Origin of the sequence: Pseudomonas sp. KBN10P06128 (assembly GCF_037574945.1) — a bacterium.
Classification (GTDB): domain Bacteria; phylum Pseudomonadota; class Gammaproteobacteria; order Pseudomonadales; family Pseudomonadaceae; genus Pseudomonas; species Pseudomonas aeruginosa.
In genome coordinates this window covers 3791775-3816699 of the sequence record NZ_JBBELR010000001.1, presented here as the reverse complement: position 1 = coordinate 3816699, position 24925 = coordinate 3791775, and the positions used below count along the sequence as shown (strand labels likewise).

Genomic DNA, 24925 nt, shown 5'->3' with positions numbered 1-24925 from the left:
CATGGACTCCTATGGCGATACCTCGGGCCGCATCGGTCGCGACTGGCTCGATCGACACGACGAAGAGCTGGAGCAGGAACTGCTCGACGACGAGCTGAACCTGGACGAGCTGTTCGGTCCCGAGCAGGAGGATGCGCCCGGCGAGTTGAGTCGGCGCCGCTATTTCCGCGAACTGTTCCGCCTGCAACGGGAACTGGTGAAACTGCAGAACTGGGTGGTGCACACCGGGCACAAGGTGGTGATTCTCTTCGAGGGGCGCGACGCGGCGGGCAAGGGCGGCGTGATCAAGCGCATCACCCAGCGCCTCAACCCGCGGGTCTGCCGGGTCGCCGCGCTGCCCGCGCCGAACGACCGCGAGCAGACCCAGTGGTATTTCCAGCGCTACGTCTCGCACCTGCCGGCCGGCGGCGAGATCGTCCTGTTCGACCGCAGCTGGTACAACCGTGCCGGGGTCGAGCGGGTCATGGGTTTCTGCAACGACGAACAATACGAGGAATTCTTCCGCAGTGTGCCGGAGTTCGAAAAGATGCTGGCGCGCTCGGGCATCCAGTTGCTCAAGTACTGGTTCTCCATCTCCGACGCCGAGCAGCACCTGCGCTTCCTCAGCCGTATCCACGATCCGCTCAAGCAGTGGAAGCTCAGCCCGATGGACCTGGAGTCGCGGCGGCGCTGGGAGGCCTACACCAAGGCCAAGGAAACCATGCTCGAACGCACCCACATCCCCGAGGCGCCCTGGTGGGTGGTACAGGCCGACGACAAGAAGCGCGCGCGGCTGAATTGCATCCACCACCTGTTGCAGCAGATGCCCTACCGGGAAGTTCCGCAGCCGCCGGTACACCTGCCGGAGCGCCTGCGCCACGCCGATTACGTCAGGCATCCGACGCCCGGTGAGATCATCGTGCCGGAAGTCTACTGAGCTAGTAGGCGCCGCGTACTTCGCTCACTCGGGTTCTTCCTTGTTCCTCCGGCCGCGCCTGTGGATGACGCTGGCGACTCGACCGCGCGCGTTGCCGCCTGGCTCGCGCGAGCGCTTAAATTTCCTCCTTCACATGACGTTCCTCTGAGAACAACTCCGTGTCTCGAGTCCGATCATGCCCCTGTTGAATTCCCTGACTGTATTGCCGTTGCCTGGCGGGCAGCGTTTGAGTGGCGACGAAACCGATAGCCGGCTCAGCCTTGCCCTGGATGGTGCGTTGCTGTTGCGCCTGCGCCTGGAGCGCACAGACACGGAAATACGGCTGGCGGTGGAGGAGCTTCCCGGCGGCGATGCCGAGCATGCGTTGTGGGCCGCCAGCTACTGGCTGTTCGCCCGCGATCCGGATTGCCAGCGGCTCGCCTGGTCGCTGTCCTGGGAGCCCGAAGAGTCCCTGGCGAAGGGGATGCTGACAGGAGCCGCCGCAGCGGGCACCTATGTCTGCGAGAGGGGCCGGTTCTGGCAGTTGCCATGGCCCTGGCTGCCGCTTGCCCAGCCGTGCTATCCCCAGTCGATGCAACTTACCGATGGAAAGCGTCATCCACTGCGCCGGCCGAAGCCCAGGGGAGAGGTCTATCGGCGCTTCGATGCGCGATTGGGGTGCTGGATATCCTTGCGTACCTTGGACATCGAGAGGGACCTGGAACGTTTTCATCGCTGGCAGAACTCGCCCAGGGTGGCGGAGTTCTGGCAGGAAGATGGAAGCCTGGAACAACATCGCGAGCGTTTGCGCCAGCTCGAAGCGGATCCTCATGCACTGGGGCTCATCGGCTGTTTCGACGATGAGCCCTTCGCCTATTTCGAGGCCTACTGGGCGAAGGAGGATCGCATCGCGCCGTTCTACGCGGCCGAAGACTACGACCGCGGGATCCACATGCTGGTCGGCGAGGAGGCCCACCGGGGGCCGCACAAGGTCGCCTGCTGGCTATCGGCACTGGTCCACTACCTGTTTCTCGACGACCCGCGCTCGCGGCGAGTGGTGGCGGAACCGCGCGCGGATAACGCGCGGATGATCGGTCACATGCACAACCTGTGCTTCCACTGCGAGAAGGAGTTCGACTTTCCGCACAAGCGGGCGGCACTGATGATCATCGGCCGCGAACGGTTCTTCGAGCGCTGTCGCCTGGCCTGACGGGGCGGGAAGAAGCTCGAGGCGTCCGGCGGACGCCAACAGAAGAACGGGCAGGCGCAATCCCTGCCCTTGTGTCTCAGCGACGTGCGCTCAGGTTCGTCAGATTGTCGCCCTGGCGCTCGGCGGTGACCTTGCGGCAGTGCACCAGGGCGTCGCGGATCATGAAGTTGACCAGGGTCGGCGAGACGCCCAGTTCCTTGGCGATGTCCTTCTGCGGCACGCCGTGCAGGCGGTACATCTCGAAGGCGTAGCGGGTGCGCTTGGGCAGCTCGGTGAGGGCATCCGCGATGTGTTCGAGGGTCGCGTAGTTGATGTGCGAGGTTTCCGGCGAGGCGCCCTGGATCACCACGTTCAGGCCTTCTTCCTCCGGCCCCGAGTATTTCTGTTCGAGCGCCTGCTTGCGGTAGTGGTCGATGGCCAGGTTGCGGACGATCTGGAACAGGTAGCTGAGCTGTGCCTTGAACGACGAAGTGATCTGCGGCGCCGACTGGAGCCTGAAGAACGCATCCTGGACCACATCTTCGGCTCGCGAGCGGCAACCGGTAATGCGGGCGGCGATCTTCACCAGGATCGTGCGGTTATCGACGAAAGCCTGGAGGAGCGGGGTATCGCATCTGCGGGTAGACAGTTGTTCCGACATGGAAATCACCTTGCTGCGGAGGGGGCTGCAGAGCACTGGCGGTGGGGGAGACCCACACATGGCGCAACAAATTATGTTGAATGATAATGATTGTCAATTACGAAGAAATAACCAATCTCACCTTTATTCGTGAATGGTCCGCATGCTGGCAAATAGCCGCTGCGAATGATGGAGGGGAGAAATTCTTCGGCGTTTCAGAAGGATGGCCGCGCCAATGTTGCAGTCATGCGTCGCAGACGAAATTTTTTTAATAGTCTTTAGGAATCAGCTAGTTAGAAATCGGTATTGAATGCCTCGCCGCTCCTGCCGGTGTTCCGCGCAAGAACTGCGCGAAGGCGCTGCGACAACCGTCCCCGGCTGCTCCATGGCGTACATCGCTATCGCCGATGCGGCGATAGCGCCGGGCACAACCCATCAGAATGGATAGGGGTTGGCGTCCTTTCGCGCAATGCTCCGCGGTTGCCCGGAGATTGCGGTTACATGCGCTAATTATTTGCCGTTGTTATCCGTTCCCCTCTGTGACAGCGCGGGCAGGTGCCCGGCGCCCCGGCGTGCGCAGCAGGAGATGGAAATGCCGATCGATCATGGGAAAGCGCTCTGCCCCGGACGAGGGCCACGACAGCGGCGCAAGGAGGTCGGCAGGTGAGCCCGGCCGTTTCCCTGCAATTGTTCTGCCTGCCTTATTCGGGGGCCAGCGCCACGCTGTTCCGCCGCTGGCAGCCCAGCCTGCCGAGCTGGATCCGCTTGCTGCCCCTGGAATTGCCGGGGCGCGGCCTTCGCTTCGGCGAGGCCCTGCATACCGATGCCGCCAGCCTGGTCGCGCAATTGGCCGGCGAACTGCACGGCACCCTCGACAGCGCTTCTCCCTACGCCTTCTTCGGCCACAGCCTGGGCGGGCTGCTGGCCTTCGAACTGGCCCATGCCATGCGCCGGCGCGGCCTCGAAGGGCCGCTGGCGCTATTCCTCTCCGGCGTATCCCCGCCCGCCGAAAACGATGTCAGCGGCTACCGGCGCGCCAAAGCCGACGCCGAACTGGTCGCCGCGTTGCGCGACTACCGGGGTACTCCGGAGGCCGTCCTCAACGATCCGTCGCTGATGCAGATGCTGTTGCCAGTGGTGCGAGCGGACTTTCTCGTCACCGGCAGTTACCGCTACCAGGCGCATGGGCCGCTGGACGCGGCGCTGCACCTGTTCGGCGGACGCGAGGACAGCCTGCGCAGCGCCGAGTTGCTCGGCTGGCTGCATGAGGCCGGGGGCGACTTCACCCTCGACCTGCTCGACGGGCAGCACTTTTTCATCCGCGAACAGCAGGGGCAGTTGCTGCGCCTGCTGCGTCGCTACGCCGGCCAGCATCTGCTGCGCTGGCACAAGGACAAGGTCCGGGGAAGCATGCGCGCCGCCAGTTGAGGGGCGGCCGCGACGACTGTTTCCGGAGACTCACTAGAACTCGATTGCAAGCCGAATTCAGGCAGGAAAACACATGATGGACGCCTTCGAACTTCCCACCACCCTGGTCCAGGCCCTGCGTCGCCGCGCTGTCCAGGAGCCCGAGCGCCTGGCGCTGCGCTTCCTCGCCGAGGACGATGGCGAAGGCGTGGTCCTCAGCTATCGCGATCTCGACCTGCGCGCGCGGAGCATCGCCGCGGCCCTGCAGGCCCATGCGCAGCTGGGCGATCGCGCGGTGCTGCTGTTTCCCAGCGGCCCCGACTACGTCGCGGCGTTCTTCGGTTGCCTGTATGCCGGGGTCATCGCGGTGCCGGCCTATCCGCCGGAGTCGGCGCGCCGCCATCACCAGGAACGCCTGTTGTCGATCATCGCCGACGCCGAGCCGCGCCTGGTCCTGACCACCGCTGACCTGCGCGAGCCATTGCTGCAGATGAACGCGCAACTGTCCGCCGCCAACGCCCCGCAACTGCTCTGCGTCGACCAGTTGGACCCGGCCGTTGCCGAGGCCTGGGACGAGCCGCAAGTGCGTCCCGAACACATCGCCTTCCTCCAGTACACCTCCGGTTCAACCGCACTGCCCAAGGGCGTGCAGGTCAGCCATGGCAACCTGGTCGCCAACGAGGTGCTGATCCGCCGAGGCTTCGGCATCGGTGCCGACGACGTGATCGTCAGCTGGCTGCCGCTGTACCACGACATGGGCCTGATCGGCGGCCTGCTGCAACCGATCTTCAGCGGCGTACCCTGCGTGCTGATGTCGCCGCGCTACTTCCTCGAACGTCCGGTGCGCTGGCTGGAAGCCATCAGCCAGTACGGCGGCACCGTCAGCGGCGGTCCCGATTTCGCCTACCGGCTGTGCAGCGAGCGGGTCGCCGAGTCGGCCCTGCAGCGTCTCGACCTGAGCGGCTGGCGGGTAGCCTTCTCCGGTTCCGAGCCGATCCGCCAGGACAGCCTGGAACGCTTCGCCGAGAAATTCGCCGCCAGCCGCTTCGAGGCGTCCAGTTTCTTCGCCTGCTACGGCCTCGCCGAGGCGACCCTGTTCGTCACCGGCGGCCAGCGCGGCCAGGGCATTCCCGCCCTGGCGGTGGATGGCGAGGCGCTGGCGCGCAACCGCATCGCCGAAGGCGCAGGCAGCGTGCTGATGTGCTGCGGCCGCAGCCAGCCGGAACACGCCGTGCTGATCGTCGACGCGGCGAGCGGCGAGGTTCTCGGCGACGACAACGTCGGCGAGATCTGGGCCGCCGGGCCGAGCATCGCCCACGGCTACTGGCGCAACCCGGAAGCTTCGGCGAAGACCTTCGTCGAGCGTGACGGGCGCACCTGGCTGCGCACCGGCGATCTTGGTTTCCTCCGCGACGGCGAACTGTTCGTCACCGGGCGCCTGAAGGACATGCTCATCGTCCGCGGCCACAACCTCTATCCGCAGGACATCGAGCGCACCGTCGAGAGCGAGGTGCCGTCGGCGCGCAAGGGCAGGGTCGCGGCCTTCGCGGTCACGGTCGATGGCGAGGAAGGTATCGGCATTGCCGCCGAGATCGGTCGCGGCGTCCAGAAATCGGTGCCGGCCCAGGAGCTGATCGACTCGATCCGCCAGGCGGTGGCCGAGGCCTACCAGGAAGCGCCGAAGGTGGTGGCGCTGCTCAATCCCGGCGCCTTGCCGAAGACGTCCAGCGGCAAGCTGCAACGTTCCGCCTGCCGCCTGCGCCTGGAAGACGGCAGCCTGGACAGCTATGCGCTGTTTCCCGGCCTCCAGGCCGTGCAGGAAGCGCAGCCGCCGGCAGGCGACGACGAACTGCTGGCACGCATCGGCGAGATCTGGAGGGCCCGGCTGGGCGTGGCGCAGGTAGCGCCGCGCGATCACTTCTTCCTGCTCGGTGGCAACTCCATCGGCGCCGCCCAGGTGGTCGCCCAGGTGCGCGACAGTCTCGGCGTCGCCCTCGACCTGCGCCAACTGTTCGAGGCGCCGACCCTGCAGGCCTTCAGCGCCACGGTGGCCCGCCAACTGGCCGCCGGCCTGCCGGCCGAGGCACCGATGGCGCACCTGCCGCGCGGTGTCGACCTGCCGCAGTCGGCGGCGCAGCAGCGTCTCTGGCTGACCTGGCAGATCGATCCGCAGAGCGCCGCCTACAACATCCCCGGCGGCCTGCGCCTGCGCGGCGAGCTGGACGAAGCGGCGCTGCGCGCCAGCTTCCAGCGCCTGGTCGAACGCCACGAAGCGTTGCGCACGCGTTTCCTCGAGCGCGACGGCGCGGCCTTGCAGCGTATCGAAGAGCGGGGCGAGTTCGCCTGGCAGTTCGTCGACCTCGCCGCGCTGGCCGAGCACGAACGCGCCGCGGCTGCCGCGCAGCGCCGCGAAGCCGAGGCGCAGCAGCCGTTCGACCTGGAAAAGGGGCCGCTGCTGCGGGTCAGCCTGGTGCGCCTGGACGAACAGGAGCACCAGCTCTGGGTCACCCTGCATCACATCGTCGCCGATGGTTGGTCGCTGAACCTGCTGCTCGACGAATTCTCTCGGCTCTACGCCGAAGCCTGCGGCGGCCAGCCGGCCGACCTGGCGCCGCTGGAACTGCACTACGCCGAGTTCGCCGCCTGGCAACGGCAGTGGCTGGACGCGGGCGAGGGCGCCCGCCAACTGGCCTACTGGCGGGAGTGCCTGGGCGACGCGGCGCCGGTGCTGGAACTGGCCACCGACCATCCGCGCACGGCGCGCCAGGCGTCGCCGGCCGCGCGCTACAGCCTGCGGGTCGACGAAGCCCTGGCGCGGGCTATCCGCGAGGCCGCGCTGGACCATGAGGCGAGTGTCTTCATGTGGCTGCTGGCGGCGTTCCAGGCGCTGCTGCATCGCCACAGCGGGCAAGGCGAGATCCGCATCGGCGTGCCCAGCGCCAACCGCCAGCGCCTGGAGACCCAGGGGCTGGTCGGCTTCTTCATCAACACCCTGGTCCTGCGCGGCACGCCCCGGGCGCGCCAGCCGTTCGCCGCGTTGCTCGGCGAGGCTCGCGAGGCGACCCTCGGCGCCCAGGCCAACCAGGACCTGCCGTTCGACCAGGTGCTCGCGGCCTGCGGCCAGGGCGGCCAGTTGTTCCAGGTGCTGTTCAACCACCAGCAGCGCGACCTGTCGGCGTTGCGCCGGCTGCCCGGCCTGCTCGCCGACGAGCTGCCCTGGCACAGCCGCGAAGCCAAGTTCGACCTGCAACTGCAGAGCGAGGAGGACGCTCGCGGTCGCCTGACCCTGAATTTCGACTACGCCGCGGACCTCTTCGACGAGGCCAGTATCCGGCGTTTCGCCGCGCAATACCTGGAGTTGCTGCGCCAGGTCGCGGAAGACCCGCAGCGCTGCCTCGGCGATATCGCCCTGGTCGACGCCGAGCAGGCGGCGCGCCTCGCCGAGTGGGGCAGCGCGCCCTGCGAGCCGGCGCGCGCCTGGCTGCCGGAGCTGCTGGAGCGGCAACTGGCGCAGTCCGCCGAACGCATCGCCCTAGAGTGGGACGGCGGCAGCCTCGGCTACGCCGAACTGCACGCCCGGGCCAACCGCCTGGCCCACTACCTGCGCGACAAGGGCGTCGGCCCGGACGTGCGGGTAGCGATCTGCGCCGAGCGTTCGCCGCAACTGCTGGTCGGTCTGCTGGCGATCGTCAAGGCGGGCGGCGCCTACGTGCCGCTGGACCCGGACTACCCCAGCGAACGCCTGGCCTACATGCTCGCCGACAGCGGCGTCGAGCTGCTGCTGACCCAGGCCCATCTGTTCGAGCGCCTGCCTGGCGCGGAGGGCGTCACGCCGATCTGCCTGGACAGCCTCAAGCTCGACAACTGGCCGAGCCAGGCACCGGGCCTGCACCTGCACGGCGACAATCTCGCCTACGTCATCTACACCTCCGGCTCCACCGGCCAGCCGAAGGGCGTGGGCAACACCCACGCGGCGCTGGCCGAGCGCCTGCAATGGATGCAGGCGACCTACGCCCTCGACGGCGACGACGTGCTGATGCAGAAGGCGCCGGTGAGCTTCGACGTGTCGGTGTGGGAGTGCTTCTGGCCGCTGGTCACCGGTTGCCGGCTGGTCCTCGCCGCCCCCGGCGAGCACCGCGATCCGGCGCGCCTGGTGGAACTGGTGCGGCAGTTCGGGGTGACCACGCTGCACTTCGTGCCGCCGCTGCTGCAACTGTTCATCGACGAACCCGGTGTCGCCGCCTGCGGCAGCCTGCGCCGCCTGTTCTCCGGCGGCGAGGCGCTTCCGGCGGAGCTGCGCAACCGCGTGTTGCAACGCCTGCCGGCGGTGGCCCTGCATAACCGCTACGGGCCGACCGAGACCGCCATCAACGTCACCCATTGGCAGTGCCGCACGGAAGACGGCGAGCGTTCGCCGATCGGTCGGCCGCTGGGCAACGTGGTCTGCCGCGTGCTGGACGCCGAGTTCAACCTGCTGCCGGCCGGCGTCGCCGGCGAGCTGTGCATCGGCGGCCTGGGCCTGGCCCGTGGCTACCTGGGGCGCCCGGCGCTGAGCGCCGAGCGCTTCGTCGCCGATCCGTTCTCGGCCGGCGGTGAGCGCCTGTACCGCACCGGCGACCGTGCGCGCTGGAACGCCGACGGCGTGCTGGAATACCTCGGCCGCCTCGACCAGCAGGTCAAGCTGCGTGGCTTCCGCATCGAGCCGGAGGAGATCCAGGCACGCCTGCTGGCGCAGCCGGGGGTGGCCCAGGCGGTGGTGGTGATCCGCGAAGGCGTGGCCGGCAGCCAGTTGGTCGGCTACTACACCGGCGCTGCCGGCGCCGAGGCGGAAGCCGAGCAGAACCAGCGCCTGCGCGCCGCGCTACAGGCCGAACTGCCGGAATACATGGTCCCGGCGCAGTTGATGCGCCTGGCGCAGATGCCCCTTGGCCCGAGCGGCAAGCTGGATACGCGGGCGCTGCCGGAGCCGGTCTGGCAGCAGCGCGAGCACGTCGAGCCGCAGACCGAGCTGCAACGGCGCATCGCAGCGATCTGGAGCGAAGTGCTCGGCCTGCCGCGGGTCGGCCTGCGCGACGATTTCTTCGAACTCGGCGGGCATTCCCTGCTGGCCACCCGCATCGTCTCGCGCACACGCCAGGCCTGCGACGTCGAACTGCCGTTGCGCGCGCTGTTCGAGGCCAGCGAACTGGAGGCCTTCTGCGAACAGGTCCGCGCAGCCCAGGCCGCCGGACGTACCGACAGCCACGGCGCGATCCGCCGCATCGACCGCGAGCAGCCGGTGCCGCTGTCCTACTCGCAGCAGCGCATGTGGTTCCTCTGGCAACTGGAGCCGGACAGCCCGGCCTACAACGTCGGCGGCCTGGCGCGCCTGAGCGGGCCGCTGGACGTGGCGCGCTTCGAGGCCGCGCTACAGGCCCTGGTGCAGCGCCACGAGACCCTGCGCACCACGTTCCCCAGCGTCGACGGCGTGCCGGTACAGCGCGTACATGGCGATGGCGGCCTGCACATGGACTGGCAGGACTTCTCCGCGCTCGACCGCGACAGCCGCCAGCAGCACCTGCAGACCCTCGCCGACAGCGAGGCGCACCGGCCCTTCGATCTTGAGAGCGGGCCGTTGCTGCGGGTCTGCATGGTGAAGATGGCCGAGCGTGAGCACTACCTGGTGGTGACCCTGCACCACATCGTCACCGAAGGCTGGGCGATGGACATCTTCGCCCGCGAACTGGGCGCGCTCTACGAGGCCTTCCTCGACGACCGCGAATCGCCGCTGGAGCCGTTGCCGGTCCAGTACCTGGACTACAGCGTGTGGCAGCGCGAGTGGCTGGAGAGCGGCGAGCGCCAGCGCCAGCTCGACTACTGGAAGGCCCAGCTGGGCAACGAGCATCCGCTGCTCGAACTGCCGGGCGACCGGCCACGCCCGCCGGTGCAGAGCCACCAGGGCGACCTCTACCGCTTCGACCTGAGCCCCGAGCTGGCCGAGCGCGTGCGCCGCTTCAACGCCGCCCGCGGGCTGACCATGTTCATGACCATGACCGCCACCCTTGCGGCCTTGCTCTACCGCTACAGCGGCCAGCAGGACCTGCGTATCGGCGCGCCGGTGGCGAACCGCATCCGCCCGGAGAGCGAAGGGCTGATCGGCGCCTTCCTCAATACCCAGGTGCTGCGCTGCCGGCTCGACGGACAGATGAGCGTCGGCGAGCTGCTTGAGCAGGTGCGGCAGACCGTGATCGATGGCCAGTCGCACCAGGACCTGCCGTTCGACCACCTGGTGGAAGCCCTGCAACCGCCGCGCAGCGCCGCCTACAACCCGTTGTTCCAGGTGATGTGCAACGTCCAGCGCTGGGAGTTCCAGCAGACCCGGCAACTGGCCGGGATGACCGTCGAGTACATCGCCAACGATGCGCGGGCGACCAAGTTCGACCTCAACCTGGAGGTCACCGACCTCGACCAGCGCCTCGGCTGCTGCCTGACCTACAGCCGCGACCTGTTCGACGAACCGCGCATCGCGCGGATGGCCGGACACTGGCAGAACCTGCTGGAGGCGCTGCTGGGCGACCCGCAGCGGCGCATTGCCGAATTGCCGCTGTTCGCCGCCGAGGAGCGGAAGCAACTGCTGCTCGCCGGCACGGCCGGCGAGGCAGGGCTCCAGGACACCCTCCATGGCCTGTTCGCCGCCCGCGTGGCGGCCAGCCCACAGGCCCCGGCGCTGACCTTCGCCGGACAGACCCTGAGCTATGCCGAACTCGACGCCCGCTCCAACCGTCTGGCGCGCGTCCTGCGCAGTCACGGCGTCGGCCCGGAAGTGCGGGTCGGCCTGGCCCTGGAGCGTTCGCTGGAGATGGTCGTCGGCCTGCTGGCGATCCTCAAGGCCGGCGGCGCCTACGTGCCGCTGGACCCGGAATATCCGCTGGAGCGCCTGCAATACATGATCGAGGACAGCGGCGTACGCCTGCTGCTCAGCCACGCGGCGCTGTTCGAGGCCCTCGGCGAGCTGCCGGCGGGCGTGGTGCGCTGGTGCCTCGAGGAGGACGGCCCGGCGCTGGACGCCGAGGACCCCGCGCCGCTGGCAGCGCTGAGCGGGCCGCAGCACCAGGCCTACCTGATCTATACCTCCGGCTCCACCGGCAAGCCGAAGGGCGTGGCGGTCTCCCACGGCGAGATCGCCATGCACTGCGCCGCGGTGATCGAGCGCTTCGGCATGCGCGCCGACGATTGTGAACTGCACTTCTATTCGATCAACTTCGACGCCGCCAGCGAGCGCCTGCTGGCCCCGTTGCTGTGCGGCGCCCGCGTGGTGCTGCGGGCCCAGGGCCAGTGGGGCGCGGAGGAAATCTGCGAGCTGATCCGCGCGGAGGGCGTGAGCATCCTCGGCTTCACCCCGAGCTACGGCAGCCAGCTCGCCCAGTGGCTGGAGAGCCAGGGCCGGCAGTTGCCGGTGCGCATGTGCATCACCGGCGGCGAAGCGCTGACCGGCGAGCACCTGCAACGGATTCGCCAGGCCTTCGCCCCGGCGTCGTTCTTCAATGCCTACGGACCGACCGAAACGGTGGTCATGCCGCTGGCCTGCCTGGCTCCCGAACGCCTGGAGGAGGGTGCCGCCAGCGTGCCGATCGGCAGCGTGGTCGGCGCGCGGGTCGCCTACATCCTGGATGCCGACCTGGCCCTGGTGCCGCAGGGCGCGACCGGCGAACTCTACGTCGGCGGCGCCGGCCTGGCGCGCGGCTACCATGAGCGTCCGGCGCTCAGCGCCGAGCGCTTCGTGCCCGATCCCTTCGCTGCCGAGGGCGGCCGCCTGTACCGCACCGGCGACCTGGTGCGCCTGTGCGACAACGGCCAGGTGGAATATGTCGGCCGCATCGACCACCAGGTGAAGATCCGTGGCTTCCGCATCGAACTGGGCGAGATCGAGGCGCGCCTGCTGGAGCATCCGCAGGTTCGCGAAGCGCTGGTCCTGGCGCTCGACAGCCCGAGCGGCAAGCAGTTGGCCGGTTATGTCGCCAGCGCGGTGGCCGAGCAGGACGAGGACGCCCAGGCGGCGCTGCGCGAGGCGCTGAAAACGCATCTCAAGCAGCAATTGCCGGACTACATGGTGCCGGCCCACCTGCTGTTGCTCGCCAGCCTGCCGCTGACCGCCAACGGCAAGCTCGACCGCCGCGCGCTGCCGGCGCCCGACCCGGCGCTCAACCGGCAGGCCTACGAGGCCCCGCGCAGCGTGCTGGAGCAGCAACTGGCCGGGGTCTGGCGCGAGGTGCTGAACGTCGAGCGGGTAGGTCTCGGCGACAACTTCTTCGAACTGGGCGGCGATTCGATCCTGTCGATCCAGGTGGTCAGCCGCGCCCGCCAGCTCGGCATCCACTTCAGCCCCCGCGACCTGTTCCAGCACCAGACCGTGCAGAGCCTCGCCGCGGTGGCCCGGCACAGCCAGGCCAGCCAGGCCGAGCAGGGGCCGGTGCAGGGCGACAGCGCGCTGACGCCGATCCAGCACTGGTTCTTCGACCTGCCGCTGGCGCGCCGCGAACACTGGAACCAGTCGCTGCTGTTGCAGCCGCGGCAGGCCATTGACCTCGGCCTGCTGCGCAAGTCCCTGCAACGCCTGGTCGAACAGCATGATGCCCTGCGCCTGGCGTTCCGCCAGGTCGACGGCGAGTGGCTGGCGCAGCATCGTCCGCTGCGCGAACAGGAACTGCTCTGGCACGTCCCGGTGCAATCCTTCGACGAATGCGCCGAGCTGTTCGCCAAGGCCCAGCGCAGCCTCGACCTCGAACAGGGGCCGCTGCTGCGCGCGGTGCTGGTGGATGGCCCGGCCGGCGAGCAACGCCTGCTGCTGGCGATCCACCACCTGGTGGTGGACGGGGTGTCCTGGCGGGTGCTGCTGGAGGACCTGCAACAGGTCTACCGTCAGTTCGCCGAGGGCGCCGAACCGGCGCTGCCGGCCAAGACCAGTGCCTTCCGCGACTGGGCCGGACGCCTGCAGGCCTACGCCGGCAGCGAATCGCTGCGCGAGGAGCTGGGCTGGTGGCAAGCCCGGCTGGGTGGGCAGCCGGTCGAGTGGCCGTGCGACCGCCCGCAGGGCGACAACCGCGAGGCGCTGGCGGAAAGTGTCAGCCTGCGGCTCGACCCGCAACGTACCCGGCAATTGCTGCAACAGGCGCCGGCGGCCTACCGCACCCAGGTCAACGACCTGCTGCTGACCGCCCTCGCTCGCGTGCTCTGCCGCTGGAGCGGGCAGCCGTCGACGCTGGTGCAGTTGGAAGGGCATGGCCGCGAGGCGCTGTTCGACGATATCGACCTGACCCGCAGCGTCGGCTGGTTCACCAGCGCCTACCCGTTGCGCCTGACCCCGGCGCAGAGCCCGGGCGAGTCGATCAAGGCGATCAAGGAACAGCTCCGCGCGGTGCCGCACAAAGGCCTCGGCTACGGCGTGCTGCGCTACCTCGCCGATCCGGCGGTGCGCCAGGCGATGGCCGCGCTGCCCACGGCGCCGATCACCTTCAACTACCTCGGACAGTTCGACCAGAGCTTCGCCGACGCCCTGTTCCAGCCGCTGGACCAGCCCACCGGGCCGATCCACGACGAGCAGGCGCCGTTGCCCAACGAGCTGAGCGTCGATGGCCAGGTCTACGGCGGCGAGCTGGTGCTGCGCTGGACCTACAGCCGCGAGCGCTACGACGCGCAGACGGTGAACGAGCTGGCGCAGGCCTATCTCGCCGAACTGCAGGCGCTGATCGAGCATTGCCTGGAAGACGGCGCCGGCGGCCTGACCCCGTCCGACTTCCCGCTGGCGCAACTGAGCCAGGCGCAACTGGACGCCCTGGCGGTGCCGGCCGGCGAGATCGAGGACGTCTATCCGCTGACCCCGATGCAGGAAGGGTTGCTGTTGCACACCCTGCTGGAACCGGGCACCGGCATCTACTACATGCAGGACCGCTACCGGATCGACAGCCCGCTCGATCCCGAGCGCTTCGCCGCCGCCTGGCAGGCGGTGGTGGCCCGCCACGAGGCGCTGCGCGCGTCGTTCGTCTGGAATGCCGGCGAAACGATGTTGCAGGTGATCCACAAGCCCGGTCGCACCCGCATCGAGTTCCTCGACTGGAGCGAACTGCCGGAGGACGGCCACGAGGAACGCCTGCAAGCGCTGCACAAGCGCGAGCGCGAGGCCGGCTTCGACCTGCTCGAACAGCCGCCGTTCCACCTGCGCCTGATCCGCCTGGGCGAGGCGCGCTACTGGTTCATGATGAGCAACCACCACATCCTCATCGATGCCTGGTGCCGTGGCCTGCTGATGAACGACTTCTTCGAGATCTACAGTGCTCTCGGCGAAAGCCGCCCGGCGAACCTGCCGACGCCGCCGCGCTACCGCGACTACATCGCCTGGCTGCAACGCCAGGACCTGGAGCAATCGCGACGCTGGTGGAGCGAGAGCCTGCGCGGCTTCGAGCGGCCGACCCTGGTACCCAGCGACCGACCGTTCCTCCGCGAGCACGCCGGCGAGAGCGGCGGGATGATCGTCGGCGACCGCTACACGCGTCTGGACGCCGCCGACGGCGCGCGCCTGCGCGAACTGGCGCAGCGCTACCAGCTCACCGTCAACACCTTCGCCCAGGCCGCCTGGGCGCTGACCCTGCGCCGCTTCAGCGGCGAGCGCGACGTGCTGTTCGGCGTCACCGTGGCCGGGCGCCCAGTGGGCATGCCGGAAATGCAGCGCACCGTCGGCCTGTTCATCAACAGCATCCCATTGCGCGTGCAGATGCCGGCCGCCGGCCAGCGCTGCACGGTGCGCGAGTGGCTGAACCGGCTGTTCGAGCGCAACCTGGAGTTGCGCGAGCACGAGCACCTGCCCCTGGTGGCCATCCAGGAAAGCAGCGAGCTGCCCAAGGGCCAGCCGCTGTTCGACAGCCTGTTCGTGTTCGAGAACGCCCCGGTGGAAGTCTCGGTGCTGGACCGCGCGCAGAGCCTGAACGCCAGTTCCGACTCCGGGCGTACCCACACCAACTTCCCGTTGACCGTGGTCTGCTATCCGGGCGATGACCTCGGCCTGCACCTGTCCTACGACCAGCGCTACTTCGAGGCGCCGACCGTCGAGCGCCTGCTCGGCGAGTTCAAGCGCCTGCTGCTGGCCCTGGCCGACGGTTTCCATGGCGAACTGGAGGCCTTGCCGCTGCTCGGCGAGGACGAGCGCGACTTCCTCCTCGATGGCTGCAACCGCAGCGCCCGCGACTACCCGCTGGAGCAAGGCTACGTGCGGCTGTTCGAGGCGCAGGTGGCGGCCCATCCGCAGCGCATCGCCGCCAGTTGCCTGGAGCAGCGCTGGAGCTACGCCGAGCTGAACCGCCGGGCCAACCGCCTCGGTCACGCCCTGCGCGCCGCCGGCGTCGGCATCGACCAGCCGGTGGCACTGCTGGCCGAGCGCGGCCTCGACCTGCTCGGCATGATCGTCGGCAGCTTCAAGGCCGGTGCCGGCTACCTGCCGCTCGACCCCGGCCATCCGACCCAGCGCCTGACCCGGATCGTCGAGCTGAGCCGCACGCCGGTACTGGTCTGCACCCAGGCCTGCCGTGAGCAGGCGCTGGCGCTGTTCGACGAACTCGGCTGCGTTGACCGGCCGCGCCTGCTGGTGTGGGACGAGATCCAGCAGGGCGAGGGCGCCGAGCATGATCCGCAGGTCTACAGCGGGCCGCAGAACCTCGCCTACGTGATCTACACCTCCGGCTCCACCGGACTGCCGAAGGGCGTGATGGTGGAGCAGGCGGGCATGCTCAACAACCAGTTGAGCAAGGTCCCGTACCTGGAACTGGACGAGAACGACGTGATCGCCCAGACCGCCTCGCAGAGCTTCGACATCTCGGTCTGGCAATTCCTCGCCGCGCCGTTGTTCGGCGCCCGCGTGGCGATCGTGCCGAACGCCATCGCCCACGATCCGCAGGGCCTGCTGGCGCACGTCGGCGAACAGGGCATCACGGTGCTGGAAAGCGTGCCGTCGCTGATCCAGGGCATGCTCGCCGAAGAGCGCCAGGCCCTCGACGGCCTGCGCTGGATGTTGCCCACCGGCGAGGCGATGCCGCCGGAACTGGCGCGCCAGTGGCTCAAGCGCTACCCACGGATCGGCCTGGTGAATGCCTACGGGCCGGCGGAGTGTTCCGACGACGTGGCGTTCTTCCGCGTCGACCTGGCCTCCACCGAGAGCACCTACCTGCCGATCGGCAGTCCCACCGACAACAACCGCCTGTACCTGCTCGGCGCCGGCGCCGACGACGCCTTCGAACTGGTGCCGCTGGGCGCGGTGGGCGAGCTGTGCGTGGCCGGCACCGGCGTCGGTCGTGGCTACGTCGGCGATCCGCTGCGCACCGCCCAGGCCTTCGTCCCGCATCCGTTCGGCGCGCCGGGCGAGCGTCTGTACCGTACCGGCGACCTGGCGCGGCGGCGCGCCGACGGAGTGCTGGAGTATGTCGGGCGGATCGACCACCAGGTGAAGATCCGCGGCTTCCGCATCGAACTGGGCGAGATCGAGGCGCGCCTGCACGAACGCGCCGACGTCCGCGAGGCGGCGGTGGCGGTCCAGGAAGGGGCGAACGGCAAGTACCTGGTGGGCTACCTGGTTCCCGGCGAGACACCGCGTTCCAGCGCCGACTCGCCGGCCGGACTGATGGTGGAGCAGGGCGCCTGGTTCGAGCGGATCAAGCAGCAACTGCGCGCCGACCTGCCGGACTACATGGTGCCGCTGCACTGGCTGGTGCTGGACCGGATGCCGCTCAACGCCAACGGCAAGCTCGACCGCAAGGCGCTGCCGGCGTTGGACATCGGCCAGATGCAGAACCAGGCCTACCAGGCCCCGCGCAACGAACTGGAGGAAACCCTGGCACGGATCTGGGCCGAGGTGCTGAAGGTCGAGCGGGTCGGGGTGTTCGACAACTTCTTCGAACTCGGCGGGCATTCGCTGCTGGCCACCCAGATCGCCTCGCGGGTGCAGAAGGCCCTGCAACGCAACGTGCCGCTACGGGCGATGTTCGAATGCACCACGGTGGAAGAGCTGGCCAGCTACATCGAGTCCCTGGCCCCGAGCGAGATCAGCGAGCAGAAGGCCGAGCGCCTGAACGACCTGATGTCGAAGCTGGAAATGCTCTGATCGGATCCGGCCGCCGAGCCCTTCGCGGGGGGCGATGAAAATGGCCGGAAGGGAATGTTCCATACTCCCTTCCGGCCATTCTTCATATATGTGCGTATATATAAACGCCGATATATGGGTCGGCTTTATTCATTACAACGCGATATTCCCGACTTTCGCCGAAGCTGCGTTGTAACGCTGGTGCTGTTTACGCTTGACCGAAGAACTGCGCTTGAAACGCCGGGTCGCCGTAAAGATGTTCTTCAAGGTGATCGGGAATACCGTGATCAATCCGTTGCCCTTGTGATATTCCGGGTTCCGATCGAGGAAGAAACGCACATTCGGATTGCTGTGCGTAGCCCAGCGTGCCCGTTCGTGATCGGCCTCGGTGGTGGTCCAGCCGGTGTCGACCACCAGCGGATCGTTGCTGCTGCGCTTGAAGCTGAACTGGGCGATCAGGTGTTCGAGGAACTTCACGTGGTGGCTTTCCAGGTCGCAGTGGCAGGGCCAGACGTCATCCACGTACTTGGTCACCAGGGCGTAGCTGGAGGGATGGATCAGCGTGTCGAGGAACAGCAGGCGCTTGCCGGGGTTGAGCAACTTGTAGCGCAGCACCTGGCGGGTAAGGAAGGGAATGCTCTGGTTGCTCCCGCGGTACTCCGGGAGGATCCCCGACTCGGCGCGGATCACGCAGGCCTTGCTGTACTGGAAGACTTCCGAGTCGTGGAAATGCACGGCGCAGTAGCCGACGATCTCGTGCTGGCGGTTGCGGTAGATGGCGATGCGGGTGAGGCGGGCGGTGGAGTGGATGACCTCGCGAGCGAAGGATTCATACTGGACGCCATGAAAGATCCTGGCGTGAATCGCGTAGAGTTCGCTTGCGAGGTTTCCCCTCTGTGTTTCGTCGAGTTTTCCCGGGTTGACGACTTCCCGGTAGATCCTGGCAGTCATAATCTTCTCCGAAGGAATCATCCAATATTAATTTTCGAATTTTTTTCATGCCGATGACTTCTTGTTGTTGTGCGTGGAGGTGAGGCTAGGGAAAGTCTATTTCCATATTGTTAACTGGCGCCGCCATACGCCTTAAGCTGCCAGATCTGACAGGGTATTAACTTATATTCGGAACTTGCTTCGGCTCGCTGCGCTGGCGGTCGCTCTTCGCCGCCGGCCCTTATTCTTTCGCTGTCCTTCCGGGAGGTGGCAGATGACGCAGAACATCCACGATCGCGACGACTTCTTCGCCGCCTGCCGGTCAACCTGCACGCCATACCGCTGCCCGGCGTCTCCATCGAGCAACCTGTCTACAGGTGGTCCCGCCAGCCTGGCTGGCGCACCTGCCGGACCGCTACTCGAACGAAGGGCCGCGTACCACCGACTGGCTGGCCAGCGGCGTGGTCAAGCGTCACCGCACGCTGGGCAGCCTGCTCAACCTGTTGATCGGGTTCGGGCTTTCGTCTCGAACGGGTGGAGGAGTGGAGCCCCGGCGACGAGCAAGTGGCCGCTCGCCTAGAGCGGCCGCAACTTGCGCAACCAGCGTCGCCAACCCAGTTGCACCATGGGCTCGCCCTGGCGTTCGAGGAGGTCGGGCATCTCGCTGAAATTCACCCAGAGCTTGCCCTGCCAGTCGAGCATGTGCACCACCTGGCGCTCCCAGCGCAACTTGACGTAGCGTGGCATGCCGCTGTCGTCGGTGGCGCTGCGCAACTCCGGCACCACCTCGCCACTGAGCCAGCGGCGCAATTCGCCGCCATCGCCGCGCTGCTGGTAGATCAGCGCGGCATACGCGCCGGACTCGCTGATCAGCCACTGCGCCTGGTCTTCGCCACGTTCGGAACGCAACGACTCGCGGCGCGCCTGGTCGTCGTCCAGGCGGGCGAGCATCTGTTCGGGCTGGCTGTGTTCGATCAGCCGGGCGAAGTCGTCGAGGACGAACCAGGCCTGGTCGTCGATCAGCAGCGCGCGCAGCAATCGCTGCTGTCGGAAGAAGTAGTGCGGGGCAAGCTGGGTATGGCCGTGCATAGGAGAAATCCTTCTCTGAGCTGTCCGCTGCCTGGCTTCTGCCGGCGCGGCAGGGAGACAGGCCGCTCGTGGGTGTTGGGCCAGCAGGCTGTGGCCTGCCGGGAACCGAAGTCGCCGGCGAAAAAAGCCTACTGACAGCGCCTGTAGGACGGCAATGGCTAAGCCTTGTACGAAGTCTCCGATGGCACAAGCCCGCTGAACAGCTAGGCCTATGAGGGTAGGCTCTTGTCCACTGTCTATATGGCGGTGAACTGCTCGCAGCCGAACCCGTTCCCTGAGCATTTCCTGGTTATCTGCGTGGCACTGGGCTGGCCCGGAAAACCTATAGCCATTTGGTGGAAAACAGGAGCGGCGGGTTTTTCCCTGCCAGAAACCCTCTTTTTTCGAGGTCTCGTAACTTGCTGATTTATAAGGGCGTAAGAAATCGTCCGAAAAAAGGGTCGGAAGCTTCGGGCAATTGGCGGCCGTTTCGCGAGGACCGGGACGGCGATCAACCGTGCCGTTCGGGCGCGAAAGGTCCTGTGATGGGCGATGCCGCAAAGCCCCCGGCCAGGCCGGGGGCGTCGCGCCGGGAAGCGGCGCTACAGGCTCGGGTGGCCCGCCTCGATTTCGGACAAGGCATCGCTGAGCAGCGACAGCAACGCACCGTTGATGTAGGCCAGGGTGCCGCCGGGCTCTTCTTTCTCATCGAGCAAACGGGTCATGGCCAGGATGTTGATCGCCGACCTCAAGCGCACTTTCGCGTTGTCGAACAAGTGCGTGGGGAGTGCATGGGTGTCCACGTACAGGGTGGCGCTACGCGGACACATGTCGGCCTGGGAGGTGGGGAGCAGCGGGACGAAGCGGGGGGACGATTCTGTTACCTCGGGGTTGGACGTATCATTCGGCTTAGCCATGGGTCAGCTCCTTTATAAGCTGGTTTGTGGTTAGCGGGTCGTAGGTGTTCCCGCACCTGCGGCCCGCGTCTTTTTTGCCCTCAGAAAATAGAGGGCAGTGCCGTTCGGTCCTGTCCCTGCGGGATGGATTTGCCGGCCCCTCCATCATCCTCCTACTGGGTTTTTATCCAATTCCCGGGCTTCTGAGAGAGCCTGCGGAAATGTCCGGGGGAGCTGTCCGGCGTTTCCAGGGCCTGTAGGGCGAATACCGCCACAGGCGGTATCCGCCGATACCCCGGATAAGCGGCGGATAACCGCGAGCGGTTATTCGCCCTACGGAGTTGGGACGTTGTCCGGCGTTTCCGGGGTGCGTAGGGCGAATAACGCCATGGGCGTTATCCGCCGATATCGCGGATAAGCGGCGGATAACCGCGAGCGGTTATTCGCCCTACGGAGTTGGGACGTTGTCCGGCGTTTCCGGGGTGCGTAGGGCGAATAACGCCATGGGCGTTATCCGCCGATGTCGCGGATAAGCGGCGGATAACCGCGAGCGGTTATTCGCCCTACGGAGTTGGGGAGGTGTCGGCGTTTCCAGGGCGTTATCCGCCGATTCAGAACGCCAGCAGGTAGCGCAGGGTCAGTTGGTTGCCTTCGCTGCGGTTGCGCGCGCCGCTTTCGGCGTAGAGGTTGGCGAACAGCGTTTGCCTGCCCTGGCTGTACATCACCCCCGGGCCTATGCCGAAGACCTGCTCGCGCGAGTCGGCCTGCCGGTGGTCGTCGATGCGGTCGGCGCTGATCTGTTTCAACTGGTAGCCGGCCAGGCCGATCCGCCAGTGCGGGTCCAGCGCGTAGGAGATCGAGAAGTTCGCGTGCAGCGCCTGTCCCGGCTGTACGTCGTTTGCGCCCAGGCGCGGCGAGGGGTCGTCGTTGCGGCTGATCCAGGCGTAGTGCAGGCGGCCGCTGAGTTCCAGGCGCTCGCCCAGTTCCCAGGTGAAGGCGTAGTGCGGGTTGAAGATCCAGGTGTTGCTGCCGGTGTTGATCGCGGCGTCCTTGTCGTAGTCGCCGGTGGGCAGGGAGAAGACGAAGTTCAGGCGCTGCCAGTAGGGGCGGCCGAACAGTGTAGCGGGGCCCCATTGCAGCATCAGCGGACTGACGATCAGGTCGCCCTGGCGGGTGCGCCGGCCGTCCGGGCCGCCGTCGATATCGAGGTCCAGGCGTACCAGCGGCAGCAGCACTTCGGCGCCGTAGTGGGCGCCGAGCAGGGTGTTCTGGCTGAGGTAGGCGAAGTGCGGCAACAGCGTGGTGCCACGAACCCGTTGCCGACCGGGAACCGAATGCCCGCCGGCGTCGCTGGCGTTGTTTGCCCGAACGTATTGCAGGGGCAGTTCGAAGAGCATGCCGGGACGGCTGACGCCGTCCATGAAGCTGGCGTTGCCGAGCGCCAGCGGCGGCAGCGCGACGGCGTCGGCGCGGGCCTCCAGGCAGAGTGCGGCGGAGAGGGCGCCGAAGGTGGGTAGCAGGGCTGCACGCATGAGGGAGTTTCTCTTTTTTCTGGTTCCGTGGGTTCAGAGCAACCTGATCGGGTAGTCGACCACCACCCGGTATTCGTCGGAGCTGGAGTTGCCGCGGGTGTTGCCGGGGGCGGTGTAGCCTTCGCCGGGGCGGTGGGTGGCCCAGCGCAGGGTCACGCTGAGGCCCTTGGCCGGGCCGGCGGGGAAGGCGTAGCGCAGCGACAGGTCGCGTTCCCAGTGCTGGGCGTTCTTGCCATTGGGGTTGTAGAGGTAGCCGTAGCCCGCGCTGTCCGGGTCGACCCGGGTCAGGTCGGCCTGGCCACGGCCGTAGGCGGCGCCGAACTGCCAGTCCGGGGCGGCGAGGAAGGCCAGGCTGGCCTGGTACTGGATCTTCCACGAGCGCTCGCCGGGGCCGTTGAAGTCGGCGTACTGCATGGCGTTGCTTTCGTAGAGGAAGGTCCGGTCGTTCTGCGCGATGAAGTCGAACGGGGTGTCGCCATCGACCTTTTGCAGGCTGAGGCTCAGCGACTGGCCGCCGCCGGCCAGGGTCAGCCCGGCGTTGTAGAGGTCGTTGTCGATCCGGCCGAGCTGGCTGCGGCCCTGGTCGCGGGTCTTGTAGTAATGCAGCCAGGGCGTCAGGGTCAATTGGCTGGAAAGCCGCCACGGCTGGCTGAGGCCGAGGTAGTGCTGGTTCCAGATATCCTCCAGGCGGCCGCTGTAGAGCGTTGCCTGGCTGCCGCCGGGGGCGCTGTAGCTGGCGCCCAGCCAGGCGATGTGCGGGCTTTCGCGATCGGCGGCGATACCGCCCTTGGTGCCGTTGCCGTAGCCGCTGGTGAGATGACTGTGGCCGCTCTGGTTGCGTAGGCGGGTGGCTTCGACGAAGCCGGCGTCCAGTTCGAACGCGCGGAAATGGTAGTTCTTCAGGGTCACGCCACGGTAGCTCTGCGGCACCATGCGACTGACGCCGCTGGCGATCACCGGGTTCTCCAGCAACTGGTCGCCGATCTTCAGCAGGCTGTCCAGGCCGCGCAGCTTGAGGGCCGCGCCGGCGGCGGAGAAGCTGTCGGCGGGGCGACCGGCGGAGTCCAGCGGCAACACGCCGGCGCCGCCGCTGCCGCCACCGCCGTCCAGGCGCAGGCCGTAGAAAGCGTGCGCATCCAGGCCGACCCCTATCGGCGTGTCGGTATAGCCGGAGCGGAACGACAGCATCAGGCCCTGGGCCCATTCGCGCTGGTCGCGGCGGGACGGGGTGTCGTGGTTGTCGCGGGCGAAATAGTAGTTGCGGAGGAAACCGTTCAGCGTCGAGCCTTCGACGAAGCCCGGCGGCACCTTCATTTCGGCTTTCTGCCGTTGGTTCAGGCCGGTGCTGATGTTGTCGCGATGGCCCAGGGAGTCGTCGGCCAGGAGCGAGCCCGGACCTATGGCAAGGGCAACGCAGAGCGTAGCCCCGCGCTTCGTGGAGGAATCAGGCATGGGTCCGGTCCGTAGTCGTTGCTGTCCACCAAGCACCCGCTCGGGAAGGAAGGGGCATGCCGCCCCTTCCTTCCCATGGATCACTTGCGCTGCGAGTCCAGTTGCTCGTGGTTGGTGACCACGGCCTGGGCCTTGGCGTAGCTCTCGATCAGCAGTTGGTAGTGCGGGAAGACCGCGCTGTAGGCCTCGGCGAACTGCACAGCGTCGTCGCGGTTCCAGGTGCGCTGGATTTCCGAGCAGACCGCGGCGGTGTCCATCGGCACCACGCCGGCCTGGACCACCCGTGCCAGGGTGATTTCCTGGGCCATCTTGGAGTAGGTGCCGGAGGCGTCGATCACCGCGAACACCTGATAGCCGTCGTGTACCGCGGCGATGCTGGGGAAGGCCATGCACACACTGGTGATGGTGCCGGCGATGATCAGTTGCTTCTTGCCGGTGGCCTTCACCGCGGCGACGAATTCCGGGTTGTCCCAGGCATTGATCTCACCCTTGCGCGCGACGTACTGGGCGTGCGGCGCGGCCTCGTGGATCTCCGGGATCAGAGGGCCGTTGGGGCCCTGCGGTACCGAGGCGGTGGTGATCACCGGGATCTTCGCCAGGGTGGCGACCTTGGCCAGGGTGGTGGCGTTGGCGCGCAGTTCGGTCATCGGCATGTCCTTGACCGTCTGGAACAGGCCGCTCTGGTGGTCGATCAGCAACATGGCGGCGTTGGCCGGATCGATCTTCGGGGTCTGGCCGTTGAAGTTGGCGGGAGCGCTCATTTCCATTTCCTCTTGCAGGGTGGTCGTCCGTGAATTTCGGGCAAAGCCCGGCCGGGCCCGCGCTTCCTGCGCGGGCCATGTCGTAGGGGGGCGGACTTCAGTGGGCGCGGATGAAGCGCCCGTTCTCGAAGTCCTCGATGGCCTGGTCGATTTCCTCGCGGCTGCTCATCACGAAGGGGCCATAGCCGATGATCGGCTCGTCCAGCGGCTCGCCGCTGAGCACCAGCAACTGCACGTCGTTGTTGGCTTCCAGTTCCAGCCGCGGGTCGTCGCGGTCGAGCAGGGCGACCTGGGCTTCGCGAACGATCTCGTCGCCGACCGCGAGGGTGCCGCGCAGGACCACCACGGCGCAGGTATGTCCCTTGGGCAGGTCGAGGGCGAGGTGCTTGCCGGCCTTCAGCTGCACGTCCCAGACCGCCAGCGGCGAGTGGGTCAGCGCCGGCCCCTGGTGGCGGCCGTAGCGTCCGGCGATCACCCGCAGTTCGCCGGCCCTGTCGGGCAGGCCGACGCGGGGAATGTCGGCATCCAGCAGGGTCTGGTAGCGCGGCGGGTTCATCTTGTCGCTGGAGGGCAGGTTGACCCATAGCTGGACCATTTCCAGCGTTCCACCTGTGCTACGGAAGCGTTCCGAGTGGTACTCCTCGTGGAGGATCCCGGAGGCCGCCGTCATCCACTGCACATCCCCCGGCCCGATGCGTCCGCCGGCGCCGGTGGAGTCGTGGTGCTCGACCTCGCCCTGGTAGACGATGGTCACCGTCTCGAAGCCGCGATGAGGATGCTGGCCTACGCCGCGGCGCTGCTGTGCGGGGGGGAAATCAGCAGGCCCGGCGTAGTCCAGCAAGAGGAACGGGCTGATATGCTGGCCCAGTGTGTTGTAGGAAAAGAGCGAACGAACGGGGAATCCGTCGCCCACCCAGTGGCGGTTGGCGTTGCCGTAGATTCCCAGGACCTTTTTCACGTCGGTGCTCCTCGATTGAGTCGATGGAGCGATACGCTAGTTCCCGGGAGTGGGAACCGGTAGTCCGCAAATCAAGTCTCAGAGTCTCGCAGGTG

At 67.3% G+C, this 24925-nt stretch carries 12 protein-coding genes; 4 read left to right on the top strand and 8 right to left on the bottom strand.

Going from position 1 to position 24925, the window contains the following annotated elements:
• Position 1: 1 nt before the first annotated feature.
• Both ppk2 and VQ065_RS17810 read left to right on the top strand, forming a co-directional pair.
• On the top strand, positions 2-916 hold the full coding sequence (gene ppk2 / locus VQ065_RS17815) for a polyphosphate kinase 2 (RefSeq protein WP_003089666.1): 915 nt from the start codon (positions 2-4) through the stop codon (positions 914-916).
• Between the two features lie 175 nt (positions 917-1091).
• Positions 1092-2105 (top strand): GNAT family N-acetyltransferase, encoded by a 1014-nt coding sequence (locus VQ065_RS17810; RefSeq protein WP_003089663.1) that lies wholly within the window; start codon positions 1092-1094, stop codon positions 2103-2105.
• Positions 2106-2181: 76 nt separating this feature from the next.
• Here the strand turns inward: VQ065_RS17810 and pvdS are convergent, their stop codons facing one another.
• Positions 2182-2745, bottom strand: coding sequence for a pyoverdine signaling pathway sigma factor PvdS (gene pvdS, locus VQ065_RS17805; RefSeq protein WP_003089661.1), 564 nt, complete (start codon positions 2743-2745; stop codon positions 2182-2184).
• A 642-nt stretch (positions 2746-3387) separates the two neighbouring features.
• On the opposite strand from pvdS, the gene pvdG reads away from it, so the two are divergent.
• A complete protein-coding gene (gene pvdG / locus VQ065_RS17800; protein ID WP_003089659.1) occupies positions 3388-4152 on the top strand; it encodes a pyoverdine biosynthesis thioesterase PvdG in 765 nt (254 codons plus the stop codon).
• Between the two features lie 73 nt (positions 4153-4225).
• Positions 4226-17254 (top strand): pyoverdine non-ribosomal peptide synthetase/polyketide synthase PvdL, encoded by a 13029-nt coding sequence (gene pvdL, locus VQ065_RS17795; protein WP_014603843.1) that lies wholly within the window; start codon positions 4226-4228, stop codon positions 17252-17254.
• A gap of 132 nt (positions 17255-17386) precedes the next feature.
• On the opposite strand, the gene VQ065_RS17790 is transcribed toward pvdL, so the two are convergent.
• The 7 genes from VQ065_RS17790 to VQ065_RS17760 form a co-directional block, all read right to left on the bottom strand.
• Positions 17387-18184: a hypothetical protein gene (locus VQ065_RS17790; RefSeq protein ID WP_003102987.1), complete on the bottom strand. Its 798-nt coding sequence runs from the start codon at positions 18182-18184 to the stop codon at positions 17387-17389.
• 555 nt (positions 18185-18739) lie between these two features.
• Positions 18740-19252, bottom strand: coding sequence for a BRO-N domain-containing protein (locus VQ065_RS17785; RefSeq protein ID WP_003089651.1), 513 nt, complete (start codon positions 19250-19252; stop codon positions 18740-18742).
• A 581-nt stretch (positions 19253-19833) separates the two neighbouring features.
• Positions 19834-20148, bottom strand: a complete 315-nt coding sequence (locus tag VQ065_RS17780; protein ID WP_003113065.1) for a hypothetical protein — start codon at positions 20146-20148, stop codon at positions 19834-19836.
• A 590-nt stretch (positions 20149-20738) separates the two neighbouring features.
• The gene (locus tag VQ065_RS17775; protein ID WP_003089649.1) at positions 20739-21659 is read right to left on the bottom strand and encodes a SphA family protein; all 921 of its coding nucleotides are present in this window, start codon (positions 21657-21659) and stop codon (positions 20739-20741) included.
• Between the two features lie 33 nt (positions 21660-21692).
• Positions 21693-23111: an OprD family porin gene (locus VQ065_RS17770; RefSeq protein WP_003089648.1), complete on the bottom strand. Its 1419-nt coding sequence runs from the start codon at positions 23109-23111 to the stop codon at positions 21693-21695.
• An 80-nt stretch (positions 23112-23191) separates the two neighbouring features.
• Positions 23192-23872 carry a hydrolase gene (locus VQ065_RS17765; RefSeq protein ID WP_003089647.1) on the bottom strand — a complete coding sequence of 227 codons (681 nt, stop codon included), beginning with the start codon at positions 23870-23872 and terminating at the stop codon, positions 23192-23194.
• A 97-nt stretch (positions 23873-23969) separates the two neighbouring features.
• Complete coding sequence (locus VQ065_RS17760) at positions 23970-24830, bottom strand: pirin family protein (RefSeq protein ID WP_003089646.1); 861 nt, start codon at positions 24828-24830, stop codon at positions 23970-23972.
• Between the last annotated feature and the right edge of the window lie 95 nt (positions 24831-24925).

Excerpts from the sequence above, each read along its gene's own strand:
- VQ065_RS17790 (WP_003102987.1), bottom strand. The coding sequence starts at position 18,184 with ATGACTGCCAGGATCTACCGGGAAGTCGTCAACCCGGGAAAACTCGAC.
- VQ065_RS17810 (WP_003089663.1), top strand. The coding sequence starts at position 1,092 with ATGCCCCTGTTGAATTCCCTGACTGTATTGCCGTTGCCTGGCGGGCAG.
- VQ065_RS17765 (WP_003089647.1), bottom strand. The coding sequence starts at position 23,872 with ATGAGCGCTCCCGCCAACTTCAACGGCCAGACCCCGAAGATCGATCCG.
- VQ065_RS17780 (WP_003113065.1), bottom strand. The coding sequence starts at position 20,148 with ATGGCTAAGCCGAATGATACGTCCAACCCCGAGGTAACAGAATCGTCC.
- pvdS (WP_003089661.1), bottom strand. The coding sequence starts at position 2,745 with ATGTCGGAACAACTGTCTACCCGCAGATGCGATACCCCGCTCCTCCAG.
- VQ065_RS17775 (WP_003089649.1), bottom strand. The coding sequence starts at position 21,659 with ATGCGTGCAGCCCTGCTACCCACCTTCGGCGCCCTCTCCGCCGCACTC.
- pvdL (WP_014603843.1), top strand. The coding sequence starts at position 4,226 with ATGATGGACGCCTTCGAACTTCCCACCACCCTGGTCCAGGCCCTGCGT.
- VQ065_RS17770 (WP_003089648.1), bottom strand. The coding sequence starts at position 23,111 with ATGCCTGATTCCTCCACGAAGCGCGGGGCTACGCTCTGCGTTGCCCTT.
- VQ065_RS17785 (WP_003089651.1), bottom strand. The coding sequence starts at position 19,252 with ATGCACGGCCATACCCAGCTTGCCCCGCACTACTTCTTCCGACAGCAG.
- ppk2 (WP_003089666.1), top strand. The coding sequence starts at position 2 with ATGGACTCCTATGGCGATACCTCGGGCCGCATCGGTCGCGACTGGCTC.